Origin of the sequence: Paenibacillus sp. EC2-1, assembly GCF_049311625.1 — a bacterium.
Classification (GTDB): domain Bacteria; phylum Bacillota; class Bacilli; order Paenibacillales; family Paenibacillaceae; genus Paenibacillus_AQ.
On record NZ_CP186006.1, the window covers coordinates 4,212,784 to 4,233,854 of the forward strand.

General features: G+C 43.6%; 18 protein-coding genes. 3 read left to right on the forward strand and 15 right to left on the reverse strand.

Annotated features, from left to right (window positions below; translation table 11 throughout):
- The first annotated feature begins 99 nt into the window (after nucleotides 1-99).
- Entirely contained in the window at nucleotides 100-942 is an 843-nt protein-coding gene (locus ACK8P5_RS19625) for a DUF2161 family putative PD-(D/E)XK-type phosphodiesterase (RefSeq protein WP_422657937.1), read from the forward strand.
- Nucleotides 943-1,065: 123 nt separating this feature from the next.
- Here the strand turns inward: ACK8P5_RS19625 and ACK8P5_RS19630 are convergent, their stop codons facing one another.
- Nucleotides 1,066-2,280, reverse strand: a complete 1,215-nt coding sequence (locus ACK8P5_RS19630) for a PLP-dependent aminotransferase family protein (protein WP_422657938.1) — start codon at nucleotides 2,278-2,280, stop codon at nucleotides 1,066-1,068.
- A gap of 102 nt (nucleotides 2,281-2,382) precedes the next feature.
- Nucleotides 2,383-3,039, reverse strand: coding sequence for a response regulator (locus ACK8P5_RS19635; RefSeq protein WP_422657939.1), 657 nt, complete (start codon nucleotides 3,037-3,039; stop codon nucleotides 2,383-2,385).
- Between the two features lie 372 nt (nucleotides 3,040-3,411).
- On the opposite strand from ACK8P5_RS19635, the gene ACK8P5_RS19640 reads away from it, so the two are divergent.
- Nucleotides 3,412-3,825 carry a hypothetical protein gene (locus ACK8P5_RS19640; protein WP_422657940.1) on the forward strand — a complete coding sequence of 138 codons (414 nt, stop codon included), beginning with the start codon at nucleotides 3,412-3,414 and terminating at the stop codon, nucleotides 3,823-3,825.
- Between the two features lie 14 nt (nucleotides 3,826-3,839).
- Nucleotides 3,840-4,901: a phosphodiester glycosidase family protein gene (locus tag ACK8P5_RS19645; RefSeq protein WP_422657941.1), complete on the forward strand. Its 1,062-nt coding sequence runs from the start codon at nucleotides 3,840-3,842 to the stop codon at nucleotides 4,899-4,901.
- A 281-nt stretch (nucleotides 4,902-5,182) separates the two neighbouring features.
- Here ACK8P5_RS19645 and ACK8P5_RS19650 read toward each other — a convergent pair whose 3' ends face one another.
- The 13 genes from ACK8P5_RS19650 to ACK8P5_RS19710 form a co-directional block, all read right to left on the reverse strand.
- Nucleotides 5,183-5,437 carry an AbrB/MazE/SpoVT family DNA-binding domain-containing protein gene (locus tag ACK8P5_RS19650; RefSeq protein ID WP_422657942.1) on the reverse strand — a complete coding sequence of 85 codons (255 nt, stop codon included), beginning with the start codon at nucleotides 5,435-5,437 and terminating at the stop codon, nucleotides 5,183-5,185.
- A gap of 196 nt (nucleotides 5,438-5,633) precedes the next feature.
- Nucleotides 5,634-6,098, reverse strand: coding sequence for a tRNA (uridine(34)/cytosine(34)/5-carboxymethylaminomethyluridine(34)-2'-O)-methyltransferase TrmL (trmL, locus tag ACK8P5_RS19655; RefSeq protein ID WP_422657943.1), 465 nt, complete (start codon nucleotides 6,096-6,098; stop codon nucleotides 5,634-5,636).
- Nucleotides 6,099-6,219: 121 nt separating this feature from the next.
- Nucleotides 6,220-7,308 (reverse strand): 3-phosphoserine/phosphohydroxythreonine transaminase, encoded by a 1,089-nt coding sequence (gene serC / locus ACK8P5_RS19660; RefSeq protein WP_422657944.1) that lies wholly within the window; start codon nucleotides 7,306-7,308, stop codon nucleotides 6,220-6,222.
- 194 nt (nucleotides 7,309-7,502) lie between these two features.
- A complete protein-coding gene (glnA, locus tag ACK8P5_RS19665) occupies nucleotides 7,503-8,927 on the reverse strand; it encodes a type I glutamate--ammonia ligase (RefSeq protein WP_422657945.1) in 1,425 nt (474 codons plus the stop codon).
- A 262-nt stretch (nucleotides 8,928-9,189) separates the two neighbouring features.
- Entirely contained in the window at nucleotides 9,190-10,245 is a 1,056-nt protein-coding gene (gene aroF, locus ACK8P5_RS19670; protein ID WP_422657946.1) for a 3-deoxy-7-phosphoheptulonate synthase, read from the reverse strand.
- A 216-nt stretch (nucleotides 10,246-10,461) separates the two neighbouring features.
- Nucleotides 10,462-12,231, reverse strand: a complete 1,770-nt coding sequence (locus ACK8P5_RS19675; protein ID WP_422657947.1) for a cache domain-containing sensor histidine kinase — start codon at nucleotides 12,229-12,231, stop codon at nucleotides 10,462-10,464.
- Between the two features lie 46 nt (nucleotides 12,232-12,277).
- Nucleotides 12,278-13,852 carry a response regulator gene (locus ACK8P5_RS19680; protein ID WP_422657948.1) on the reverse strand — a complete coding sequence of 525 codons (1,575 nt, stop codon included), beginning with the start codon at nucleotides 13,850-13,852 and terminating at the stop codon, nucleotides 12,278-12,280.
- A 79-nt stretch (nucleotides 13,853-13,931) separates the two neighbouring features.
- Complete coding sequence (locus tag ACK8P5_RS19685) at nucleotides 13,932-15,605, reverse strand: extracellular solute-binding protein (protein ID WP_422657949.1); 1,674 nt, start codon at nucleotides 15,603-15,605, stop codon at nucleotides 13,932-13,934.
- A gap of 77 nt (nucleotides 15,606-15,682) precedes the next feature.
- The gene (locus ACK8P5_RS19690) at nucleotides 15,683-16,579 is read right to left on the reverse strand and encodes a carbohydrate ABC transporter permease (RefSeq protein ID WP_422657950.1); all 897 of its coding nucleotides are present in this window, start codon (nucleotides 16,577-16,579) and stop codon (nucleotides 15,683-15,685) included.
- Nucleotides 16,580-16,613: 34 nt separating this feature from the next.
- Nucleotides 16,614-17,570: an ABC transporter permease gene (locus ACK8P5_RS19695; protein WP_422657951.1), complete on the reverse strand. Its 957-nt coding sequence runs from the start codon at nucleotides 17,568-17,570 to the stop codon at nucleotides 16,614-16,616.
- Nucleotides 17,571-17,807: 237 nt separating this feature from the next.
- Nucleotides 17,808-18,752: a 4-hydroxy-3-methylbut-2-enyl diphosphate reductase gene (locus tag ACK8P5_RS19700; protein WP_422657952.1), complete on the reverse strand. Its 945-nt coding sequence runs from the start codon at nucleotides 18,750-18,752 to the stop codon at nucleotides 17,808-17,810.
- 53 nt (nucleotides 18,753-18,805) lie between these two features.
- The gene (locus ACK8P5_RS19705; RefSeq protein WP_422657953.1) at nucleotides 18,806-20,272 is read right to left on the reverse strand and encodes a sensor histidine kinase; all 1,467 of its coding nucleotides are present in this window, start codon (nucleotides 20,270-20,272) and stop codon (nucleotides 18,806-18,808) included.
- Between the two features lies 1 nt (nucleotide 20,273).
- Nucleotides 20,274-20,960: a response regulator transcription factor gene (locus ACK8P5_RS19710; protein ID WP_422657954.1), complete on the reverse strand. Its 687-nt coding sequence runs from the start codon at nucleotides 20,958-20,960 to the stop codon at nucleotides 20,274-20,276.
- Nucleotides 20,961-21,071 lie beyond the last annotated feature (111 nt).

Consider the following 21,071-nt stretch of genomic DNA (forward strand, 5'->3'; position numbering starts at 1 on the left):
ACACACGCACATCCGTTCTTGGCATGTTATACTGATGGAATAGAGCGCCCTAAGCATCTTCAGCATTTTTGGATAATTGGAATACAAAGGAGAATAGCCATGGCGATAAAACACGAAGCCGAGCTGTACGCTCCCTTGAAGGCTTTTTTCGAGTTGCATGGATATGACATTAAAGGCGAAGTACGCAATTGTGATATGGTCGGCATGAAAGAGACCTTGGTAGAACCACTCATTGTTGAGATGAAGAAAACATTTAATCTCGCGTTACTCCTTCAAGGCATGGAACGCCTGAAAATGAGTTCTCTTGTATACCTTGCTGTCGAGAAGAGTCGAACTAAAAAAGGTGCGGTCAACCAGCGCTGGTCCGAGATCAGTGGTCTATGCCGCAAGCTTGGACTTGGACTGATCACAGTCACTTTCTATAAGACCAAAGCTCCGTTTGTCGAGGTGCTTTGTGAGCCTGGTGAGGGTAATGGATCAGACCAGAGAAAAGCCCCGCGAAAGCGTGAGCGACTTCTTATAGAATTTCGAGAACGCAGCGGTGACTATAATACAGGTGGTGTCACACGAGCTAAACTAGTCACAGCTTATCGTGAGAAGACGCTTCGCGTTGCAGCTGCGCTGCAACAACTTAGCAAGGCTGAAGGCATTCTGGATGCATCGACCTCCGCTTCAGAGCACATGTCTACTACTGGTAGACGAAAATCCACACCGATTACACCACCCAAACCAGGCGTAACTCCAGCTGCAATCCGAAATTTGAGCGGTGTAGGGAATGCTGCTGCTATGCTGCAACAGAATTACTACGGTTGGTTCTCTCGCGTTGTACGTGGACGCTATATACTTACAGAAGCAGGGATACAAGCATTACAAGAATACGCATCCGTCTTAGAGTCCTCCACCATCTCTAGTCACCTTCCTACGTCTTATCCAAGGGATTAGACTTGTTCCAATCGAATGATATACAAACAAAAGGGCAGACCTCAGATTCCAATACTGGATTTTCGAGGTCTGCCCTATTTTCATAAGAAAAATATATCACGGTGATTTCACTCGCTTTAGTCTTTAATTCCGAGCCGTAAACTCCAGAACCGCTTCACTGATCAAGTTCATTCCTAGAAGCAATTCATCCCTACCTGGATGGGTAAAGTTTAGCCGAATACATTCATTGGCTTCATCTCCAGAGGAACACATTGATCCAGGAAGAAACTGCACTCCCTTCTGCATCGAGCGTTTCAAGAGCGCATCACCATTCAGTCCTGCCGGCAAACGCACCCAGAGGAACATGCCGCCCAATGGAACCTCATAAGCGGTATCCTTCCAGACGTTGCGTTTAAGCAGCTCAACCATTAGTTTGAGCCTTGTTCCATATTCTCTGTTAAGCATTTGGATATGATCGTCATAGTTAAAATAATTCGACTCAAGCAAATGATGCAGTAGTCTCTGATTTAACATACTGGACTGCCAATCTGCCATTTGTTTAACCGCCGTCATCATTTCAATAATCTTCCGATGTCCCGCAGCCCACCCAGTCCTTAGTGCAGGCGCAACAGTCTTACTAAAGGATCCCACATACAGCACATGTTCACCCGGATTCTCTTCTAATGAGATCAGCGATGGTAGCTGCTTCGGCAGGTTTGCTCCTTGAGGGAAATACAAATCCCCAACAGAATCATCTTCAACGATCAACAAGCCATGTGCTATACACAACCGTAATACTTCCTTACGACGTTCCAAACTCCATAAAACGCCTGTTGGATTGGTAAAGTTAGGTGCAGCCAGTAGAAGTTTCGGCTGATGTGCTTTAATGAGCCGCTCCAGAGAGTCAGGTATTATGCCGCTGCTATCCCCTTCTACCGGAATAATATGTGCCCCTTGCAGCCTCAGCACCTGGAGCAATCCAGGAGAAGTCGGATTTTCCACAAGAACGCGATCACCAGGATCCACATATACCCGAACGAGAAGATCCAGAGCCTGCTGCGTTCCGGTTGTCAGCAAAATCTGATCCGAAGATACCTTCAACTGCTTGCGGCGGCTCCAATCACAACTAAGCCATTCTCGAAGCGGCCCATACCCTTCTGCCTCCCCGTATTGAAGTGAACGCCGATCTGAATTCAGGACAGAGTCAGCAGCTTCAGCCAGGGACGAAAGAGGAAATAACTCCTCAGCAGGAAGCTCTTCAGCCAGAGAAATAAAAGAATCCCGCTTCGCAAGTTCCTTAAGACTGCGCAGCGGGGATAACATTAGAGTCTGTGCACGGGAAGCAAAGGAATACTGCATACGAAATCCCTCCCTTTAACCGTTATCAAAACCTCGGATTAATTCCAGGCAGCCTTTTAAAGGTATTCCTAGTCTCTCACCATTATAACTTACAGTTATCATTTAAGCATACATTTGGCGCCCTTGATGGGTGTAAAGCGCATATTTCTCGATCGCCTGTGCTCTTGTGTTTACACCTAACTTCACATAGATTTTCCGAAGATAATTGTCAATGGAACGGCGGCTCACTTCAATTTCAAGTGCGATTTTGTCATAGGTAATCCCTTGCACGATGCGCTCCATGATGAATGTCTCCGTCTCGGAAAGTGGTAATCCACCTTCGTGCATCGCAGAAGAATTAAGTGGCCATATCGCTTGCTTAACCCATTCTAGTGGCAGCGTGGTAACGCCTTCACGAAGACCCGCAATCATATGCATGAGTTGAAAAGGAGAAGCTTGCTTTGATAAAAGACCGCTTGCCCCTCTACTGATTAACGCTTGCAGTAAAGAAAGCCCATCGTTATCCGTCATGATAATGATATGTGTTTCCGGTGATATCTGTTTCATCTGCTCTAACACGGTTTCCGCCGTTGTATCGGGAAGTCGATAGTCTAATAACACGAGATCAGGCTGAATATCCCCAACCATTCTAATTCCTTCTTGCGCTGATGAGACCATACTAAGCACACTTAATTGTTTCTCTTCTTCCAAAATTAATTTGGTTCCAAGCATACTCGTAGGATGACTGCCTACAATAACTACTCGCCAAACCTGACTCATGATCCTTTAACCCCCTGTTTCAACTAGCTATACTAGTGTTAAGCATAGTCATTCTTATAATAGCTGTGACCCTATTTAATAACAAACGCGAACTTACGTTGTTTGCCGCCCTATTAATCCACCACGATCGTTTTCAAAATGGAAAATAGGTTAAGTAATGCTAGAGGCTTAGACCCGGGCAGGATAATATGGCAAACGACTTATCTGTATCACTTTTGTTAAACAAATCTATACAGATTGTATCCCACTTTCGTCGATTTAAGCAATCTATTTTTGATGATTAAGAGAGTTTTTTTCGTCTTTGCGAAATTAATTTTAGCGTGATAGAATGATTACTGGAAAAATTGATAGGAATTTCAAGGAGTGATAAGGATGCCAAGGCTGGAAACAGAGAATATACCAACCTATCCATCCCGGGAAACATCTTCCCGTAGAGGACCAAAAGCAAGATGGTTTTGGATGTTCTGGATCATATTTATTGCATTAGGAGTTGCTGCTGCTTATTCATATAGCAATCATCTTAAACAAGAAATGCTAACACAGCTGCAGGAAGATACTCACAAAGAGCTTGCTGCTCTCAAGGCCCAGTATGACAGTCGTTTCACAGAGCTATCTCAGCAAGTAGACGAAATGCAGAGCAAGGTGCAGTCTTTTAATGAACTACTCACGTTTACAAAGGATCAGGCGAGTGGCAAGACAGATAACAGCAATAAGTTATACAGTCAGCTGAATGAAGTGCAAGAGGAACTTAAGAAGCTGGAGCAGAAGCTGGAGCTGCTGAAGTGAGGTCGTTGAACCGGATGACACCCAAGCAGGTAAATCGATGGTTCATGCTTGCCATTGCACCGTTTATCGGTGCGGCGTTCTGTATCTTTTTCTTTCAAGAACCTCCACGTCTTCAGCTGAATATTTCTGCTTATGCACCAGACTCCGAATTATCCAAAAAGACGACAGCCATTATTGAGGGCTTAGATCAAGCGGCTCTTACAGTGGACAAGACGGTTGCTTCTATTGAAAAAACAAGCAAGCTATATCGACAGACAACTACGGCAATGAGTAGCATCCTGAGGAATACAGAACGACAAGCGTTAGTGCCCGAGCGTCTGTATAACCGCCGAATTACAGCTAAGCTGGGTACTGCCGTGGAAAGAGTGAACAGTGACCGGATTAACATCGAACTGTTTAAAGTCAACCCCGGATTGTATCATGGTTATGCAATGAAGGTGAAGCTCAAAGATCCGAATGCCATGAACATGTCTCTTGGCAGTGGAAAGGTCGGTTCGGTAGAAACAACGATGCAGGCTGTAAATCGCTTTGGTGCGGTTGCGGGGATTAATGCAGGTGGCTTTGCTGATGGAAACGGTGGTAGGCATCCATTAAGCACAACCTTTATAGACGGTCATTACGTTACCGGATTCCAACCCAGCTTTAAAGACCTTGCCTTTGTAGGGCTTAACAATTCTGGCCAATTAATCGGTGGTAAGTTCCAGAGTCAGCAAGAGCTCGATCGACTTGATCCAAAATTCGGAGCTACCTTTGTGCCTGTATTGTTGAAGAATGGCCAAAAAATGCCAATACCAATCAAATGGAAGACAACCCCTGCTCGGGCTCCTAGAACGGTTATCGCGAACTATAAGGATGATCAACTACTTATTCTTGTGACAGAAGGTTATGATGAAAAAGGAAATTCAGGCGCAACCCTGCAAGAGTTACAGAACAAGCTTTATAACCTTGGCGTAAAAGACGCTTATAACCTAGATGGAGGCGGCTCCACTTCCCTCATTCTAAATGGAAGAGTAGTGAACAAGCCTTCGGATGGGAGTCTTCGCCCCGTTCCTACACATTTTTTGTTTTTTAAATGAACAAATCTATGACATACTTCATAATTCTCATTTATTTTTCCTCCAAGGCTGGGTATAATAGGAATAGCTTAGCAGGAGGTGGCCTTTATGTCTTTCTCTTTAACTTTTTGGATTGTCGCACTGGTTCTTGCCTTGTACATGGTCGGAATTTTAACTGCCTCGTACAATGATGACAAAACCAAAGGCCTGTAAGGCACGGCTTCCTCACCATGGGGAAGCTTTTTCTTTTGCCTTCCTATAACAAAAAAGCACCGCATTAAGCGGTGCTCATTCGCACTACATTAGGCATGTATCGGAAGTTGATTCATCTCGGACATGCACTGTGCGCATATATGACGTTCTTTAAACTCGCTTACTCCATCCATAGATCCACAGAAAACACACTTCGGACGGTAGCGTTCCAAAATAATATGGTCACCCTGTACCAATATTTCTACAGGATCGCCTTCGTTCATTTGATATCTCTTACGTAGTGATTTGGGCAGGACAATTCTCCCCAGCTGATCAACCTTACGTACAACACCAGCAGGTTTCATAACAAAGTACACCTCTCCGTTCAACAAGTAATGTCTACATTATTCCCAATTGCATGATAAAATGGGCCTAGTAGGATAGTTCGATAAAAGGTTGTCGAATCCTGCTAGTTTCTAAGAATTTATTTGTTTTTTTACTTTTTTGCTTCCTTGTATAGGTAGAGCGTCTGATTTTATACAACAAACAGTATACTTTATCCTATTCCATTTCTGGAAAATCCAATTGACGAAGAGCCTCGTAAACAATAATTGCAGCTGAATTGGAAAGGTTCAAAGAACGAACTTTATCGGTCATTGGCATACGAATGCAAGTCTCTGGGTTCGCAGCCAGTAATTCTGGAGGAAGACCTTTCGTTTCCTTACCGAATACGAGAAAATCTCCGTCACGGAACGAGATATCTGAATACCGTTTCTCTGATTTTGTTGAAGCGTAGAAAAAACGTCCATCTGGATACTGTGCCTGCAATTCCTCAAAAGAATCATGATACTCGATATGTACAGCGTACCAATAATCGAGACCTGCACGCTTTAATGTCTTATCATCCGTATTGAAGCCAAGAGGTCTAACCAAGTGAAGGTGTGTTCCTGTTGCCGCGCAAGTTCTAGCGATATTCCCCGTGTTAGCCGGGATCTCCGGTTCTACGAGTACAATGTGTAATGCCATGTTGTAACCATCCACCCTTTTCATCTGTTTTCTTCTATTATAACTTAAAAACCCGATTTCATCGCAACACGCCAAAAAAGAACCCCCCGCCAAGACGGAAGATTCCTCTTTGTCACCCACATTATCCGTGCGTTTTCTTGAAATGATCCATAAAATCAACAAGTGCTTTACAACTTTCCATAGGAACCGCATTGTAAATCGAAGCACGTAGTCCACCAACACTCCGGTGACCCTTCAGACCTACAAACCCTTCTTGCTCAGAAGCTTTGATAAATGCTTTTTCAAGTTCTTCCGATTCCAAACGGAAGGTTACGTTCATGTCTGAACGACTATCACCATCAACACAACCACGATAGAATCCACCGCTTCCATCAATTGCATTATAGATCAGTCCTGCTTTTTCACGGTTCTGAACTTGGATGCCTTCAAGGCCTCCCCGTTCTTCGATCCACTTCAACACTTCATTAATCATATATATACCAAAGGATGGAGGCGTGTTATAAAGTGAGTCGTTGCTTGTATGTGTGTTATAACGCAGCATTGTTGGAAGGTGTTTTGGTGAGTTAGTAATCATATCTTCTCTTGCGATTACAACCGTTACACCAGATGGTCCAAGATTCTTCTGTGCTCCGGCATAAACCATACCGAACTGATTCAAATCAAACGGTCTGCTCAGAATATCACTGGACATGTCACAGATCAAAGGCACAGAACCAGTATTCGGGAACTGCTTGAACTGCGTTCCTCCAATCGTTTCATTGGAAGTCATATGCAGGTAAGCTGGATTCTCGGACAATGAGATATCTGCAAGACTTGGCATAGACATGAAATTATCTGCTTCAGAAGAAGCCGCAATATGAGTATCCCCAATCAATTTTGCTTCTTTTACCGCTTTATCGGCCCAGCTGCCTGTCAATACGTAGTTCGCTTGTTGTCCTTGACTTAGGAAGTTCATAGGAACCATGGCAAATTGCGTGCTTGCTCCGCCTTGAAGGAACAGGACCTTGTATCCTTTAGGCTTGCCAAGCAAAGCTAGTAGGCGCTCTTGCGCTTCTTTATGTACCGATTCATAGATTGCACCTCGGTGAGACATTTCCATGATGGACATGCCGCTCTCCCTAAAATCAACAAATTCCGACTGTGCGCGTTCCAAGACTTCTAGTGGCAGTGCGGCCGGACCCGCGTTAAAATTATAAGCTCTTTTGTTCAAACGACTCTCCACCCTTTCTTTCTCTACTTACTAAATATTATCGCATATCATAGCAACAATCGGGAAGTGCGGCAAGTGCTTTTTTTCTCAATTTAAAGACACGAATATCATAATTAATAGTATCAGGCCCAACACAAAGGAGGGTGCCCCAGGTCAAAGAACCTTTTGGGACACCCAACTATATTCAATTTCTATTAAAGATCATAGTAGAGAGAGAACTCATGCGGATGTACCCGGATGGACACTGCTTTAGCTTCGCCACGTTTCAGTTCAATAAAGTTGTCGAGGAATTCCTTCGTGAATACGCCGCCCTCAGTCAAGAATTCATAATCAGCCTGCAGTGCATCCAGCGCTTCATCTAGCGTTCCTGGTACGCTGCGGATCTCTTTCTTCTCAGAGTCAGACAACTCGTAGATGTTCTTGTCGAACGGGCCGTAGCCTAGCGCTACAGGGTCGATCTTACGCTTAATTCCGTCTAGACCAGCCATCAGCATCGCTGAGAACGCGAGGTATGGATTCGCTGTGGAGTCCGGTGTACGGAACTCAATACGACAGCCCTTAGGTGTAACAGCCGCTACTGGAATACGGACGGCAGCAGAACGATTACCTTTGGAGAATACAAGGTTAACGGGTGCTTCATACCCAGGCACCAGACGTTTGAAAGAGTTCGTGCTCGGGTTCGTCAAGGCGATCAGAGCAGGGGCATGATACAAAATCCCTCCGATATAATGCATAGCCATCTCACTAAGATTTGCGTAAGCACCTTTTTCATAGAAGAGTGGCGTATCACCGTTAAAGATCGATTGGTGAACGTGCATTCCGCTTCCGTTATCTCCGAAAAGTGGCTTAGGCATGAATGTTGCCGTCTTACCATATTGACGAGCTGTATTATGAACGATGTATTTATAGATGAGTAAGTTATCTGCCGTTTTCTTCAGGGTATCAAATCGGAAATTGATCTCTGCTTGACCCGCTGTAGCAACCTCATGATGATGACGCTCTACGCGAAGACCTGCCTCACCCAGCAAACGACACATCTCACTGCGAATATCTTGCTGTGTGTCTACCGGAGCGACGGGAACATATCCACCTTTGACACCAATCTTGAATCCTAGGTTGCCTCCGTCTTCTTTGCGATTCGTATTCCATGCTGCTTCTTCGGATTCCACCACATATGAGGAACTGTTCATCGTGCTTTCATAACGCACATCATCGAACAAGAAGAATTCAGATTCCGGTGCGAAAAAGGCAGCTGTACCTACACCACTTTCCTGCAAAAACTGCTCTGCACGAGCTGCAATTCCGCGTGGATCACGCTCATATGCTTCACCATCCGGTGTGTAGATATTGCTCATAATATTCAGGGTAGGATGTGCCGTAAATGGATCAATGTAGCAAGATTCTGGATCAGGCATCATAACCATGTCAGACTCTTCAATCCCTCGAAAGCCTGCAATGGACGAACCATCAAAAGCCACACCATTTACAAACGTTTCTGCGTCCACTTCAGATGCTGGTAGTGAAATATGATGCGCACGCCCCGCCAGATCTACAAACCGAAAATCAATCCACTCAATGTTGTTTTCTTGAATCGTTTGCAATACTTTCTCTACCGACATATCTATTCCTCCCAATTTCCGAACATTACTGGCCTATACACCCCTGAATGTTCACTAAATTTCGTTTTCTTTTCAGTCATTATATTCTGGCATGTGATGTAACGTCAATACTGATGTGAGGTATTTTTATGCCATATGTCACTTAACCTGACATGTAGTATAAATAATAGGCACAATTGTGCAAAGAAGCTGTATACAGCACTATAACAACAAGAAGAGGCCGTCCCATGGGACGGCCCGCTTTCTATTTTATTTATGAATGTTAAACCTGTTGAAATTCCGCAGCATGTGCTTTTGTAGTATTAAAGGTTTTACCGAGAACCTCCGCGATCTTCTCCAGATCCTTAAGCAACTCTGCGAACTGATCTGGGAAAAGAGATTGAACCCCATCTCCTGTCATGGAATTGTCCGGATCTGTATGCATTTCAATAATCAATCCATCGGCCCCAGCCGCTACCGAAGCTTTCGACATCGGAGCAACCAGCTCACGGCGCCCTGTTCCATGGCTTGGATCGGAGATAACGGGGAGATGGCTCAACTGTTGCAGTACAGGAATAGCCGATAAATCCAGTGTATTCCGTGTGTATGTCTCGAATGTACGAATTCCACGTTCACATAGCATAACATTCGGATTTCCACCTGCAAGGATGTATTCCGCTGCATTAAGGAATTCGTCATAAGTTGAGCTGAAACCACGCTTCAACAAGACAGGCTTCCCGCAAGTGCCCAGTTTGCGCAGTAGATCGAAGTTCTGCATATTCCGCGTGCCGACTTGTAGAATATCTGCATATTCTGCACAGATGTCTACGTACTCCGGAGTCATTACTTCTGTAATTGTAAGCAGTCCATGTTTCTTACCTGCTTCAGCCATCATAATCAGGCCTTCTACACCAATACCTTGGAAACTGTAAGGACCTGTGCGCGGCTTAAACGCACCTCCACGCAGGACCTGACCGCCAGCAGCTTTAACAAGCTTAGCAATCTCATCAATCTGTTCGGCAGATTCAACCGCACATGGACCACCCATTACAACAAGATTCCCTCCACCGATCTTGACACCTTTAATATCTATTATTGTATCTTCTGGGTGAAAGTCTCTGCTCGCTAGCTTATAAGATTTAGAAATCTTAACAACATTCTCTACACCCTTCATTTGGCGAAGATGCTCTGCTAGTTTCGGGTTAACGCTACCGATTAGGCCAATAACCGTTCTGCCTTCGCCTTTTGAGATATGAGCTTGAAGCCCTTCCTTCTCAATCTCTGCTACGATTTGGCGTAATTTTTCCTCTGGAATTTGATTAGATGTGATCACGATCATATATACAGCCTTCTTTCTACTTATTATAGTTTCATATGATTTATACTCGGATATGCTTTCGCGCTTGTTCGCTTTTAAGCTTTTATGCTTATACGCTTTTAAGCTTTTATGTGATAAAGTAAATATACATAATATATCCCCGTTCGTCAAGCCTAATTGATGGCTTAGCTTACGGGGATCTTCATAGTGATGAATATAACGCATGTCTAAAAGGCATCAAAGTTCTTTAACCCGCCTCTTTAACACTTGACGTTTTATCAAAGGAATTCTAATTCTTATGGTCGTTCCGATGCCAGGCCGACTAAAAAGTGTCACACCGTACTGCGATCCATAATGCAGCTTAATACGCTGGTCTACATTTTTTATTCCGTATCCAGCATCCGTCAATTCTTGAGCGTCTGTGAGTTCCCGTAACATTCCTGCTGGAAAGCCCACACCGTTATCTATAATTCTAAACTCTAAAGTCTCGCCCTCAACACATCCAATGATTCGTATATGAACGGAATCTCCCATCCATGCATGTTCGAGTATATTCTCGATGAACGGCTGTAGAATAAGCTTTACCGTCTCGTAATGAACCACCGCCGGATCCATATCATATTGCACTTGCATCCGATGCTCATATTTGATTTTTTGAATATCAATGTAAGCCTGAGCCTGCTCTAGTTCATTCTTCACAGGAATTACGTTTCTACCCTCATTCAGTGATAAGCGGTAAAACTTAGCCAGATCCATCACCATGCGTTGTAGCTTCTCCAGTTCACCAAACTTAGCCAGTCGGCTGATCGAAGACAAGGTGTTATATAAAAAGTGAGGATTTATTTGCGCATGAAGTGACTCCAATTCAGCCTCTTTTTTTTGTAGGTCAGCTAAGTATACCTCTTGAATCAATCGGCCGATATTATTCCCCATCTCATTAAGAGCAGATGCAATTTTGGAGAATTCATCATTTCCTTTAAAGTGAATCCGTCTATGAAATTCCCCTTCTTGAAAGGAGTCAACCACCTTCACAATCTTGGATACCCTTCTTCCAAAGTATCTAGATACGATCACACTTACAAAGAAGAATAATAGAATACATACCAAACAAATAATCAGCGTAAGATTGCGAACTTTCACAGCATCCTTCTCAACAAGATCTGCAGGTATATAAGCGACTAGATCCATATTTAATCCAGGTAAGTTATCTCGAATGATCAGGCTGTTCTTGTTCTGATTCACTTCGTTTATCCTAGTAACTTCCGGTCCCCCGTCAGAGGCAGAGGATATGATGACATTACTTTTAATGTCCGAAATATAAATTGTTGTCCCTTCACCGATCTTCTGAAAGTCCACCCCATCAAATAAATCGGATAAAGCTACGCTAATTCGCATAAATCCAATCTCTTCAAACGGGTAATTATCCCCGCCGATATCTACAATTCTTCGCAAGAGCGAGATGCGTCCATACTTGCTATCGTCGTCGATTTGTCGCCATTGGTGAGTCGTTCCATAGATCTCTTCCTCTGGAAAGGTCTCATACCACTGCTTACCCTCCAGTCGATGATACTGATATATATCATATAACCTTGCTTTCGTATCTAGTGGATTCATATTATCGTAAATATTATATACTTCGCTAAAATTATCATTCTTAAGGTACACCGACAGCCACATTCGACGATTTGCCGTTTCTACTGCAGTTTGAAATTTAGGGATAAGCACCGTTTCCATCGCATTATAGCTTGACCATCCTTCTTTCGTCTGGCGAAGCACTCTAGCCAAATATTCATCAAAATACAGCATATCCGATATCCGCTTTGTATCTTCCATTTTGAAGGCAATGTTATTTTTCATCTGATGTAGGGTCCCTTGAATAATGCTGCGGGTCTGTTCTCTCATAGACTCAACGTATACCCGGTTGGCAACGTTACCCACCATGAGTACGGCAACCATGATTAGAATGCAGTAGGAAAGCATTAGCTTGTAACCAAATGGCACCTGCATTATTTTAATTTTGGACCACATCTGAATATGCCCTCCCTGAATGTTATCATGAATGTGTTCGTCTATATTCCAGTGGGGTCATCCCGTAAGTATCTTTGAACTGACGACTGAAATAAGGAAGGTACTGATAACCCGCTTGTGATGCAATTTCATATATTTTCAGCTTTGTGTTCACAAGCAGATCTCTTGCTTTTTCCATCCGCATGGCAATAACATAATCGCTAAAGTTTTGACCTGTTTCCTCTTTAAAGAGAAGTCCTAAATAATTCGGAGAGAACGAGAAGCGGTTTGCGATATCGCGAAGCGTAATGCTCTCGTTCAAACGCCCTCTTACATCCTCCACGATCTCTTGAATCAATCGTCCATTCTTCGATCGCTTTTTGTTATGCAAGTGCTCTGAAATCTCATACACGCGGCGGCGCAACCATAAGAATATATCATCTAGCGTCTCAAATTGAAGCACTATATCCAGGTTTTTTCGTTCCATATCCAAGATTTCAAAAAGATCCTCATTCATCGTATGCAGATGCTCATCCAGCTTGAGAATGATATACATCGCAAAGTTTCGAATTGTGAATTTAGATCGCAAACTAGATGCAAGCAACGATAGCGCTTCCAGTTCATCATGCACTCGTACCAGTTCATAATTCGTCATCGCGCTAAGCAAGGAATCCAGTTGAATAAATATATTCTCAGCATCTCTGATATCCTCAGAGGGGACATCTCCATATGGAATCCATTTCCCTTTTCCTCGGAACATCTTATAGTCGAGTGCCGCAACCGCTTGCAAATAAGCAGGATGCAGATCCTGAACTTTGCTAGCTGCATTACTGATGCCGACAGTTACTGAGAAAGGAAATTCTATTTTGAGCTGCTCTAAGATCTGCACTACTGCAGCTCGCTCAGACTCGTCATTCATTAAGATTGCCGATCTTCGATCTGTCACTCTACAAACATAATGAATATATTGTTCTTCAAGAAGGGTCTCTAATCGGGAGAAGAAAGCATCCATTATGCTCTTCTTCACACTTTCTTCAGATTGGCTCGTTTGCCCAGATACATCATGATCCAGTTCAATTAAAGCCACCCGAGCCGGCCAGTTCACCTCGTCGATTTGATACTCCTTATTAAATACATCAAATGGCACATCCTCATAAGCCTTCTCAAGAAGCTGCAAAAGGTATTGATTCTTAAACATGGGCACCATCTGAAGATAAGCTAGCTCAGTTATCTGCTGCTCTTTATCTCGATCAAGCTCTCGGCGAACTTTATTCAGCGCATCAATCAATTCTGCATCATCCATGGGCTTTAGAACATAGCTGCAAGCGTTGAGTGCAATGGCCTGCTTAACATATCCAAAGTCCTGATAGCCACTCACAAAAATAATTCGTAGCTTCTCTTGAGCAGCCAGTGCTCTTTGAGCCAACTCAAGTCCTGTCATATTAGGCATCCGGATATCCGTTACCAAAATATCTATATGCTGCTTCTCTAACACCTCACATGCGGCAAATCCATTGTTCACACTATCCACAACAGTCATTCCTAGCGATTCCCAAGGAATAAAACGTTTCATCCCTTCTAAATCGAGTACTTCATCGTCAGCTAGTAATACTTTATACATAAAGACTGTTCACCCCTCGAAAAACCCTAAGGGTATACTGCGAAGGCAGTATACCCATTAGGTGATAAGGAATTATGAATTAATTCCCTTCCATTTTTTTGAGATTTCCTTGCCATTTCTGGGTCTTGAATTCTAGTAATTTGGCATAACCGGCGGCTTGTGCATCTGCTTCTGCCTTATCAAGAATGGCAGTCACTTCTGCATCGTCTTTGGCATAAAGTGCTTTTGCTCTAGATTCCAAGAATATATCTTCGATACGTTGACGAATAATTCCTTCTTCACTATCTGGCATTGGATCTAGGTTAATGAACTCTGTAGCATTTCCTTGTGTCTTCCAAGTAATTTCATATTGCCAGCGAGTGGACCAGTTCCGCTCTTCTTCAGGAAGAGTGCTCTCGTATTTCGCTTTTGCTTGGTCAATATAAACGGTATTACCATTCCACATAATATTCGTTGTGATCGCTTGCAATTTAGCCAGGCCTTCAGCATCACTTGTATACTTGTCAGTGAATTTAGGTGTCAAACCATCTGCTTCAAGACCATTCCAGTAACCATTCTCCCCTTCAGGTCCCCACATTTGAATACGCTGTCCTTCTGGACCTGTGTACCAATCAAGGAAAGCAAAGACTGCTTCTGGATCTTTCGCTGCTTTTGTAATAACACTTACGTTCCAACCAAGCTGTGTATATGTGCCTGGGAAGATTTTGTTCTTGTCGAGTCCTTCTTTATGAATCGGCCAGATCATGAAGTACCCAGCATCTGGATCTTTTTCGGTCAGCAATGCATGTCCATTCATTGCGTATTCTGTAGGACTAGATGCAGCGTATACAGCAACGCGTCCTGTGTTCAGTTTTTCTTTTACTTGGTCAGCCGTTTGAGTCATCGCATCTTGGGAAATCAATTTCTCACGGAACAACTTGGATGAGTACTGCATCGATTCACGGAAGACGGAATCCGTAAAAATAGAGCTTAGCTTATCGCCGTCTGGTACGCCACGAATACTGATCCAGCGGCTAAGAGCATTCTCAGCAAATGCAGTGTACAATACATCCAATCCTTGACCATCTTTAGCCAAGTAAGGCTCAAATGGAACGACATTCGGATACTTTTCTTTTACCATGACAAGGTATTTATACAAATCATCGGTTGTTTCCAGTTTTGGAGATCCCAGTTCCGTATAAATCTTCTTGTTCACAACATAACCGGCATTACCGTTCGGTTGGTTCGTATACCAGTTCGGGAACTGATACAGCTTACCATCCTCTGAACGAAGCATGTTAATTCCAGCTTCTCCGAGCCATTCTTTCAAGTTCGGATATTTATCTAGGTAATCATCGAAAGGAACCAGCATACCTGCTTGGCGCAACTTCTCCACATCAGGTCCGCGCTCCATCCAGATGACATCAGGCAAAGTGTTTGAAGCGATCATTGTATTGAATTTTTGGGCTGCGTTACCACCTGAATGAACTGGCGTAACATTGACCTTCATATCTTCTTTAATATACTTGGAAGCTTCATCTGCACCCCATTGAGGCATCGTATACCAATCATAGTGACCATATAATGAGAATTCAAGCGGATTTTCGCCTACAACATATTTACTCTCTGTTTTCGGAGTATCTGTTTCTTTACCAGGCTCAGTATTACCTCCTGCCGTTTTATCTCCGGTACCCCCAGAACATCCAGCAAGTAGCATAGCTCCAGCCAGCAAAGCCGCCATTGTTGACGATAGTGTCTTTTTTCTTACTCTCATTGTCTCTTTTTCCCCTTTCGGCGTCCCCATGGTATTTATGTTAAAGCCTAGGCTTTAAACATCAAGTGAAATCTATCCTACTCTTTCAATGAACCTACCAGAACACCCTTAACAAAGTATTTTTGAACAAAAGGGTAAACCATAATGATAGGTAATGTAGCAATCATCATCGTAGCCATCGATAGTGACTTGGATGAGACGGTTTGCATCTTCTGTAACTGGCCTTGTGCTGCTGAATCCAGGTTACCGATTTGATCCGACACAATATTCGTGTTAAGAATCTGCTTAAGCATCGTTTGAATCGGCATTAGATTTTCATTATTGATGTAAATACTAGGCAAGAACCAATCATTCCAATGGTTAACCGCTGTAAATAAGGATAGCGTAGCGATAACCGGACCTGAGAGTGGAAGTACGATCCGGAAGAACGTTCCCCAGTTGCCACAGCCATCGATTTTTGCTGATTCCTCTAGCCCACCGGGTAGCCCTTGAAAGAATGTTTTGAATATGATCATATTCCATACGCTGACCAGACCCGGAATGATAAACACCCAGAAGGAATCCATCAGACCCAGACTTCGAATCAGCAGGAAGCTTGGAATCAATCCACCACTGAAATACATCGTGATGATACATAGAACCATGTAATACTTACGGCCAATCAATTCTTTCTTTGTCATCCCATAAGCGAAGACTGCCGTAACGATAATGGAGGTTACTGTTCCGACAACGGTCCGCATAACCGAAATATAAAAGCCGTTTAATAGACGCGCGTCATTGAACACAATGGCGTAGTTCTCAAGTGTAAAATCTCTGGGCCAGAATGTAATACCGCCAAGTGCTGTATCCGACCCTGTGTTAAATGAAATGACCGCTGCGTTCCAGAACGGGTAGAATGTCGAGAATGCAAGCAGAGCCAGCAAGGTATAAATAATAACCATCATTAATCGGTCTCCGAAACCTAGACGTACCAAGTCAATCCGCTCCTTTCTTCTAGAGGCCTGAATCCTACCATAGACTGTTACCAGATTTACGTGCGATGAAGTTCGCCATCGTTAACAGCCCGACGCTGATCACGGCTTTAAACAGTCCAACTGCAGTTGCATAAGAGAACCGAGAATTTTGGATACCTACACGGTAGACGTAAGTATCAATAACATCGGATACTTCACGAAGAACCGGGTTCACACCAAGAAGCAAAATATCCTCGAATCCAGCCGTAAGCAAGTTACCAATCGCAAGAATCATGAAGATGATGACAACTGGCATGATAGAAGGTAATGTAATCGTGAAAATCTGACGTAACTTACTAGCCCCATCCATATCTGCTGCTTCATACATAGAAGGGTCAATTCCTGCGACAGCAGCCAGGTATACAATGGAGGCAAAACCAATCTCCTTCCAGACCCCTGTCGTTACAAGAATTCCCCAGAAGTATTCGGGAATGGATAGGAAGCTTACAGGTTCATCGATCAGATTGAGCTTCTCTAGCAATATATTGATGCTTCCGTTGTCTGTGGATAAGAGTGACATCGCAAAACCTGCCACAATAACCCAAGACAGAAAGTGCGGAAGATAACTGACAGTTTGAACGATCCGTTTAAATGCCATATGTCTGATCTCATTCAACATCAATGCGAGTATCACCGGTGCAGGAAATCCAATGAAGAATTTCAAAAGACTAATGACAATCGTATTACGCATCACATTGAAAAACTCGGGAGATTCGAAAAACATTCGAAAATGTTTAAATCCGACCCATGGACTCTCCGCCATACCACCAAATAAGTTGTAGTCTTGGAAAGCCATCAATACGCCATACATAGGTATGTAGCTAAAAACTAAAATGAGCAATAAAGCTGGAAGCACCATCAACTGAATGTCCCATTGTGTAAATAACCGGATCAGGATGTTGTTTCGTTTCCGTCTTGGAATACGTTCCTTATCAACGGATATCTGAGCCATTTCTGTTCCTCCCCCGTCTCTAGTATCTTTATGGTTATAATTCTAGCGGAACGGATTCACGCATACTATTTGCCTGATCAACTAAAAATGATACAAAACAATCGAGAATTGAAACGCTTTCATAGTTTCAGATTATCAGAGCATAGAAATAACCCGCTATCGCATAAGCGACAGCGGGTTATTGTTTATGAATATATATGATACTAATCAATGATAGTTAATCAATTATATAATTAATTAACTTTTTGCTCTTACAGGGGGAAGCAGTTTACTCATATTAATCGTTCTCTTGATCTCCCATGTCTCGGGCTGATCGTGTTCATATTGCTCTAAATACGCAATAACTTCCTTGGTAATCGGCGTTGGTGTTGAGGCTCCTGATGTAACAGCCACCTTCTTAACCCCTTCAAGCCATTCCCGTTTCAGTTCAGTGACATCTCCAATTCTATAAGCTGGCACCCCAGCAATCTCCTCAGAAACCTGTGCAAGTCGGTTTGAGTTGTTACTACGTGGATCACCTACCACGATAACAAGATCTGACTGTCCAGCCTGCTCGGCTACTGCTTCTTGACGCACCTGTGTCGCAAGGCATATCTCATTATGAATCTCAGCACCTGGGAACTTCTCTAAGAGACGCTTCATGATGTGTTTGATGTCCCACTGGCTCATCGTCGTCTGATTCGTAATGATGATCCGGCCCGCATGAAGCTTAAGATCCTCAATTTCTTCTTCCCTCTCGATCAGATGAACGTGATCTGGAGCAACTCCAATCGCACCCTCTGGCTCGGGATGGCCTTTCTTCCCGATATAGATGATTTCGTATCCATCAGCGACCTTCTCTCGGATGAGATCATGGGTCTTCGTTACATCTGGACAAGTAGCGTCCAGCGTTGTCAGCCCCTTATCACGGGCTAGCTTACGGACTTCCGGCGAAACACCGTGAGCCGTAAATATAACCGTTCCTTTATCGACCTGATTCAAGATTTCCATCCGATTCGGTCCATCTAATGTGATGATTCCCTCGTCTTCAAAAGACTGCGTTACATGACTGTTGTGGACAATCATACCTAGTATATAAATAGGCCGCGGAAGATCCAAATTATTCGCTGCCTGCCGTGCCAGCACCATTGCGTCGACAACACCATAACAGTAACCGCGCGGCGATATTTTGAGCACTTCCATGGTCTTCACCTGCTTTCTAAACAATAAAAATAACAATCTCTCTCATTATAACCCTATTCAAGTGGAGGAGCAAAGATAATAGGTAGCCAGACGATAAACGTACTTCCTTCTCCGCGTTTCGTTACCACTTCAACAGAGCCATTATGCACATCGATAATCCACTTTGCAATTGATAATCCAAGGCCGGTTCCTTCGGTTACCCCTCTAGACTGATCTGCCCGATAGAAACGTTCAAAGATATGAGGAATTTCATCCTTATCCATGCCGATTCCTGTATCCGAGAAACGAATTCCGATCTGGCCCTTATACAGGATAACATCCAATCGAACTTCGCCCTCCGGTGTGTATTTAAAGCCATTCTCAATAAAAATGAATAGCATTTGTTGCAAATAATCACGGTTACCTACAACATACACTCCGTTAAGTGAACGCAGATCACCTACATGCCATTCCGCTGTTTTCGGAAGAAATTTCGCTCGTCTTGCGACTTCCTCGATGAGAGGTTGAAGTGCAACAGGTTCCTTCTCAAAAGTCTGTCCCGTGTCAGCACGGGCAAGTGAGAGCATATCTGATACCAGGCGGCTCATCCGCTTAGCCTCATCCGAAATGTCTCCAACCGCTTCAACAGACATTTGCCTTAATGTCTCTTCATCCAAATCCGGACGTTCCGAAGGAGATCCCGTCCATATTTTATGAAGTAAATCTACATTTCCACGAATGGTAGTAAGCGGTGTTCTTAGCTCATGAGAAGCATCAGAGACAAATCTACGCTGAGCGGCATAGGCATCTTCAAGCTCTTTATAGAACCCCTCTGTCCTTGCCATCATCCCATTAAAGGTTCCGATAAGCCTTCCGATCTCATCCTGCGGACCGTCATACTCAATTCGAACACTTAGATCCGTTCCCTTCTGGATCTGATTCGCAGCATCGGCCACTTTCTGAATCGGCTTCATAGATTTACGAGCTAAGAATAACCCGAGTGTGGATGCAATGATAAGTGTCGCCAAAGATCCCATGATAAGAATGGATCGCAGTCTATTCAGCGTATTTTCGGCTGTACCTGTATAAACACCTACCTGAAGCCATCCAACAATCTCATTGGTATTCTGCGTGGTTACAAAGTCTTGATACATGAAGAATGGATAGCCGCCAACACTAACCTTTTTAAATCCAATATCCTTCGATGCCTTTGATGGAGTAGGCATTTCGAATTCGAGACCTCTGAGCCGCATATTGTCGGATTTCCAAGTCAGCTGATTGTGATAGGTGTAGATCTGAACATAAATATCCGATTCCTCCATACGCTGTTTAGAAGATCGGTCAGGAGTAACATACGCTAAACTTCCATCCTCACTAATGGTAAGGATCGGTTTTATTTTATTGGACTGCTGCACAATCTTTGATTTCAATTCATCATACGTATAGAGATGAACAAAACCATACACAGCAACGCTGAATATAAGCAACGTGATGAACAGAATGCCAGAGTACCACGCTGTAAGCCGCCAACGTACCGACATGCTATTGTTCTCCTCTTAGAATATATCCTGCTCCACGGATCGTCTGAATCAACCGGCTTCCACCTTGATCCTCCGTTTTTTGTCGCAGCATGGCTATGTAAACCTCAAGTACATTCGACTCACCGCTATAATCATATCCCCAGATTTTATCCATAATTAAGTCACGGGAGAGTACCCGCTTCGGATTCATCATGAACAGGTGCAGTAGCTCGAATTCCTTCGCAGTAAGCTCCAACCTTTTCCCGTTTCGTATCACTTCCCGGGCATCGGTATCCATGACGATATCCTCATAGGTTAATTTATGATTACTTGACTCGACGCCTGTATTCCGTCTAAGCAGCGCACGAACCCTAGCGAGTAACTCTTCAAGCGCGAACGGTTTGACCAAATAATCATCAGCACCTATATCAAGACCTTTAACGCGGTTCTCTACCTCATCTTTTGCGGTAAGCATGAGCACGGGAACTTTACTTCCGCCTTCCCTTAATCTACGCAGTGCTTCAAATCCATCCACCTGAGGCATCATGACATCCAGTACAACCACATCTGGCTCTTCGTTTAAGACCATCTTTAATCCCTCGGCACCATTTGAAGCAGTATGGACATCATATCCTTCAAAAGCCAAACCTCGACGTAACATAGAAATGATCTTATCATCATCATCAACGACTAAAATACGGGATCGCATATTGGTATCTCCTCTTATTCATCTATCTTTTCTACTCTAACCCCATTATATCCATGCCCCCGAGAACAGCACAAGCGGAAGGGACTCTCCCTTCCGCTTGTCTCCCAGGTT

Bases quoted from the DNA above. Each gene is read 5' to 3' on its own strand.
- ACK8P5_RS19625 (WP_422657937.1), top strand. From the start codon at position 100: ATGGCGATAAAACACGAAGCCGAGCTGTACGCTCCCTTGAAGGCTTTT.
- ACK8P5_RS19630 (WP_422657938.1), bottom strand. From the start codon at position 2,280: ATGCAGTATTCCTTTGCTTCCCGTGCACAGACTCTAATGTTATCCCCG.
- ACK8P5_RS19635 (WP_422657939.1), bottom strand. From the start codon at position 3,039: ATGAGTCAGGTTTGGCGAGTAGTTATTGTAGGCAGTCATCCTACGAGT.
- ACK8P5_RS19640 (WP_422657940.1), top strand. From the start codon at position 3,412: ATGCCAAGGCTGGAAACAGAGAATATACCAACCTATCCATCCCGGGAA.
- ACK8P5_RS19645 (WP_422657941.1), top strand. From the start codon at position 3,840: ATGACACCCAAGCAGGTAAATCGATGGTTCATGCTTGCCATTGCACCG.
- ACK8P5_RS19650 (WP_422657942.1), bottom strand. From the start codon at position 5,437: ATGAAACCTGCTGGTGTTGTACGTAAGGTTGATCAGCTGGGGAGAATT.
- trmL (WP_422657943.1), bottom strand. From the start codon at position 6,098: ATGGCATTACACATTGTACTCGTAGAACCGGAGATCCCGGCTAACACG.
- glnA (WP_422657945.1), bottom strand. From the start codon at position 8,927: ATGTCGGTAGAGAAAGTATTGCAAACGATTCAAGAAAACAACATTGAG.
- aroF (WP_422657946.1), bottom strand. From the start codon at position 10,245: ATGATCGTGATCACATCTAATCAAATTCCAGAGGAAAAATTACGCCAA.
- ACK8P5_RS19675 (WP_422657947.1), bottom strand. From the start codon at position 12,231: ATGCAGGTGCCATTTGGTTACAAGCTAATGCTTTCCTACTGCATTCTA.
- ACK8P5_RS19680 (WP_422657948.1), bottom strand. From the start codon at position 13,852: ATGTATAAAGTATTACTAGCTGACGATGAAGTACTCGATTTAGAAGGG.
- ACK8P5_RS19685 (WP_422657949.1), bottom strand. From the start codon at position 15,605: ATGAGAGTAAGAAAAAAGACACTATCGTCAACAATGGCGGCTTTGCTG.
- ACK8P5_RS19695 (WP_422657951.1), bottom strand. From the start codon at position 17,570: ATGGCTCAGATATCCGTTGATAAGGAACGTATTCCAAGACGGAAACGA.
- ACK8P5_RS19700 (WP_422657952.1), bottom strand. From the start codon at position 18,752: ATGGAAGTGCTCAAAATATCGCCGCGCGGTTACTGTTATGGTGTTGTC.
- ACK8P5_RS19705 (WP_422657953.1), bottom strand. From the start codon at position 20,272: ATGTCGGTACGTTGGCGGCTTACAGCGTGGTACTCTGGCATTCTGTTC.
- ACK8P5_RS19710 (WP_422657954.1), bottom strand. From the start codon at position 20,960: ATGCGATCCCGTATTTTAGTCGTTGATGATGATGATAAGATCATTTCT.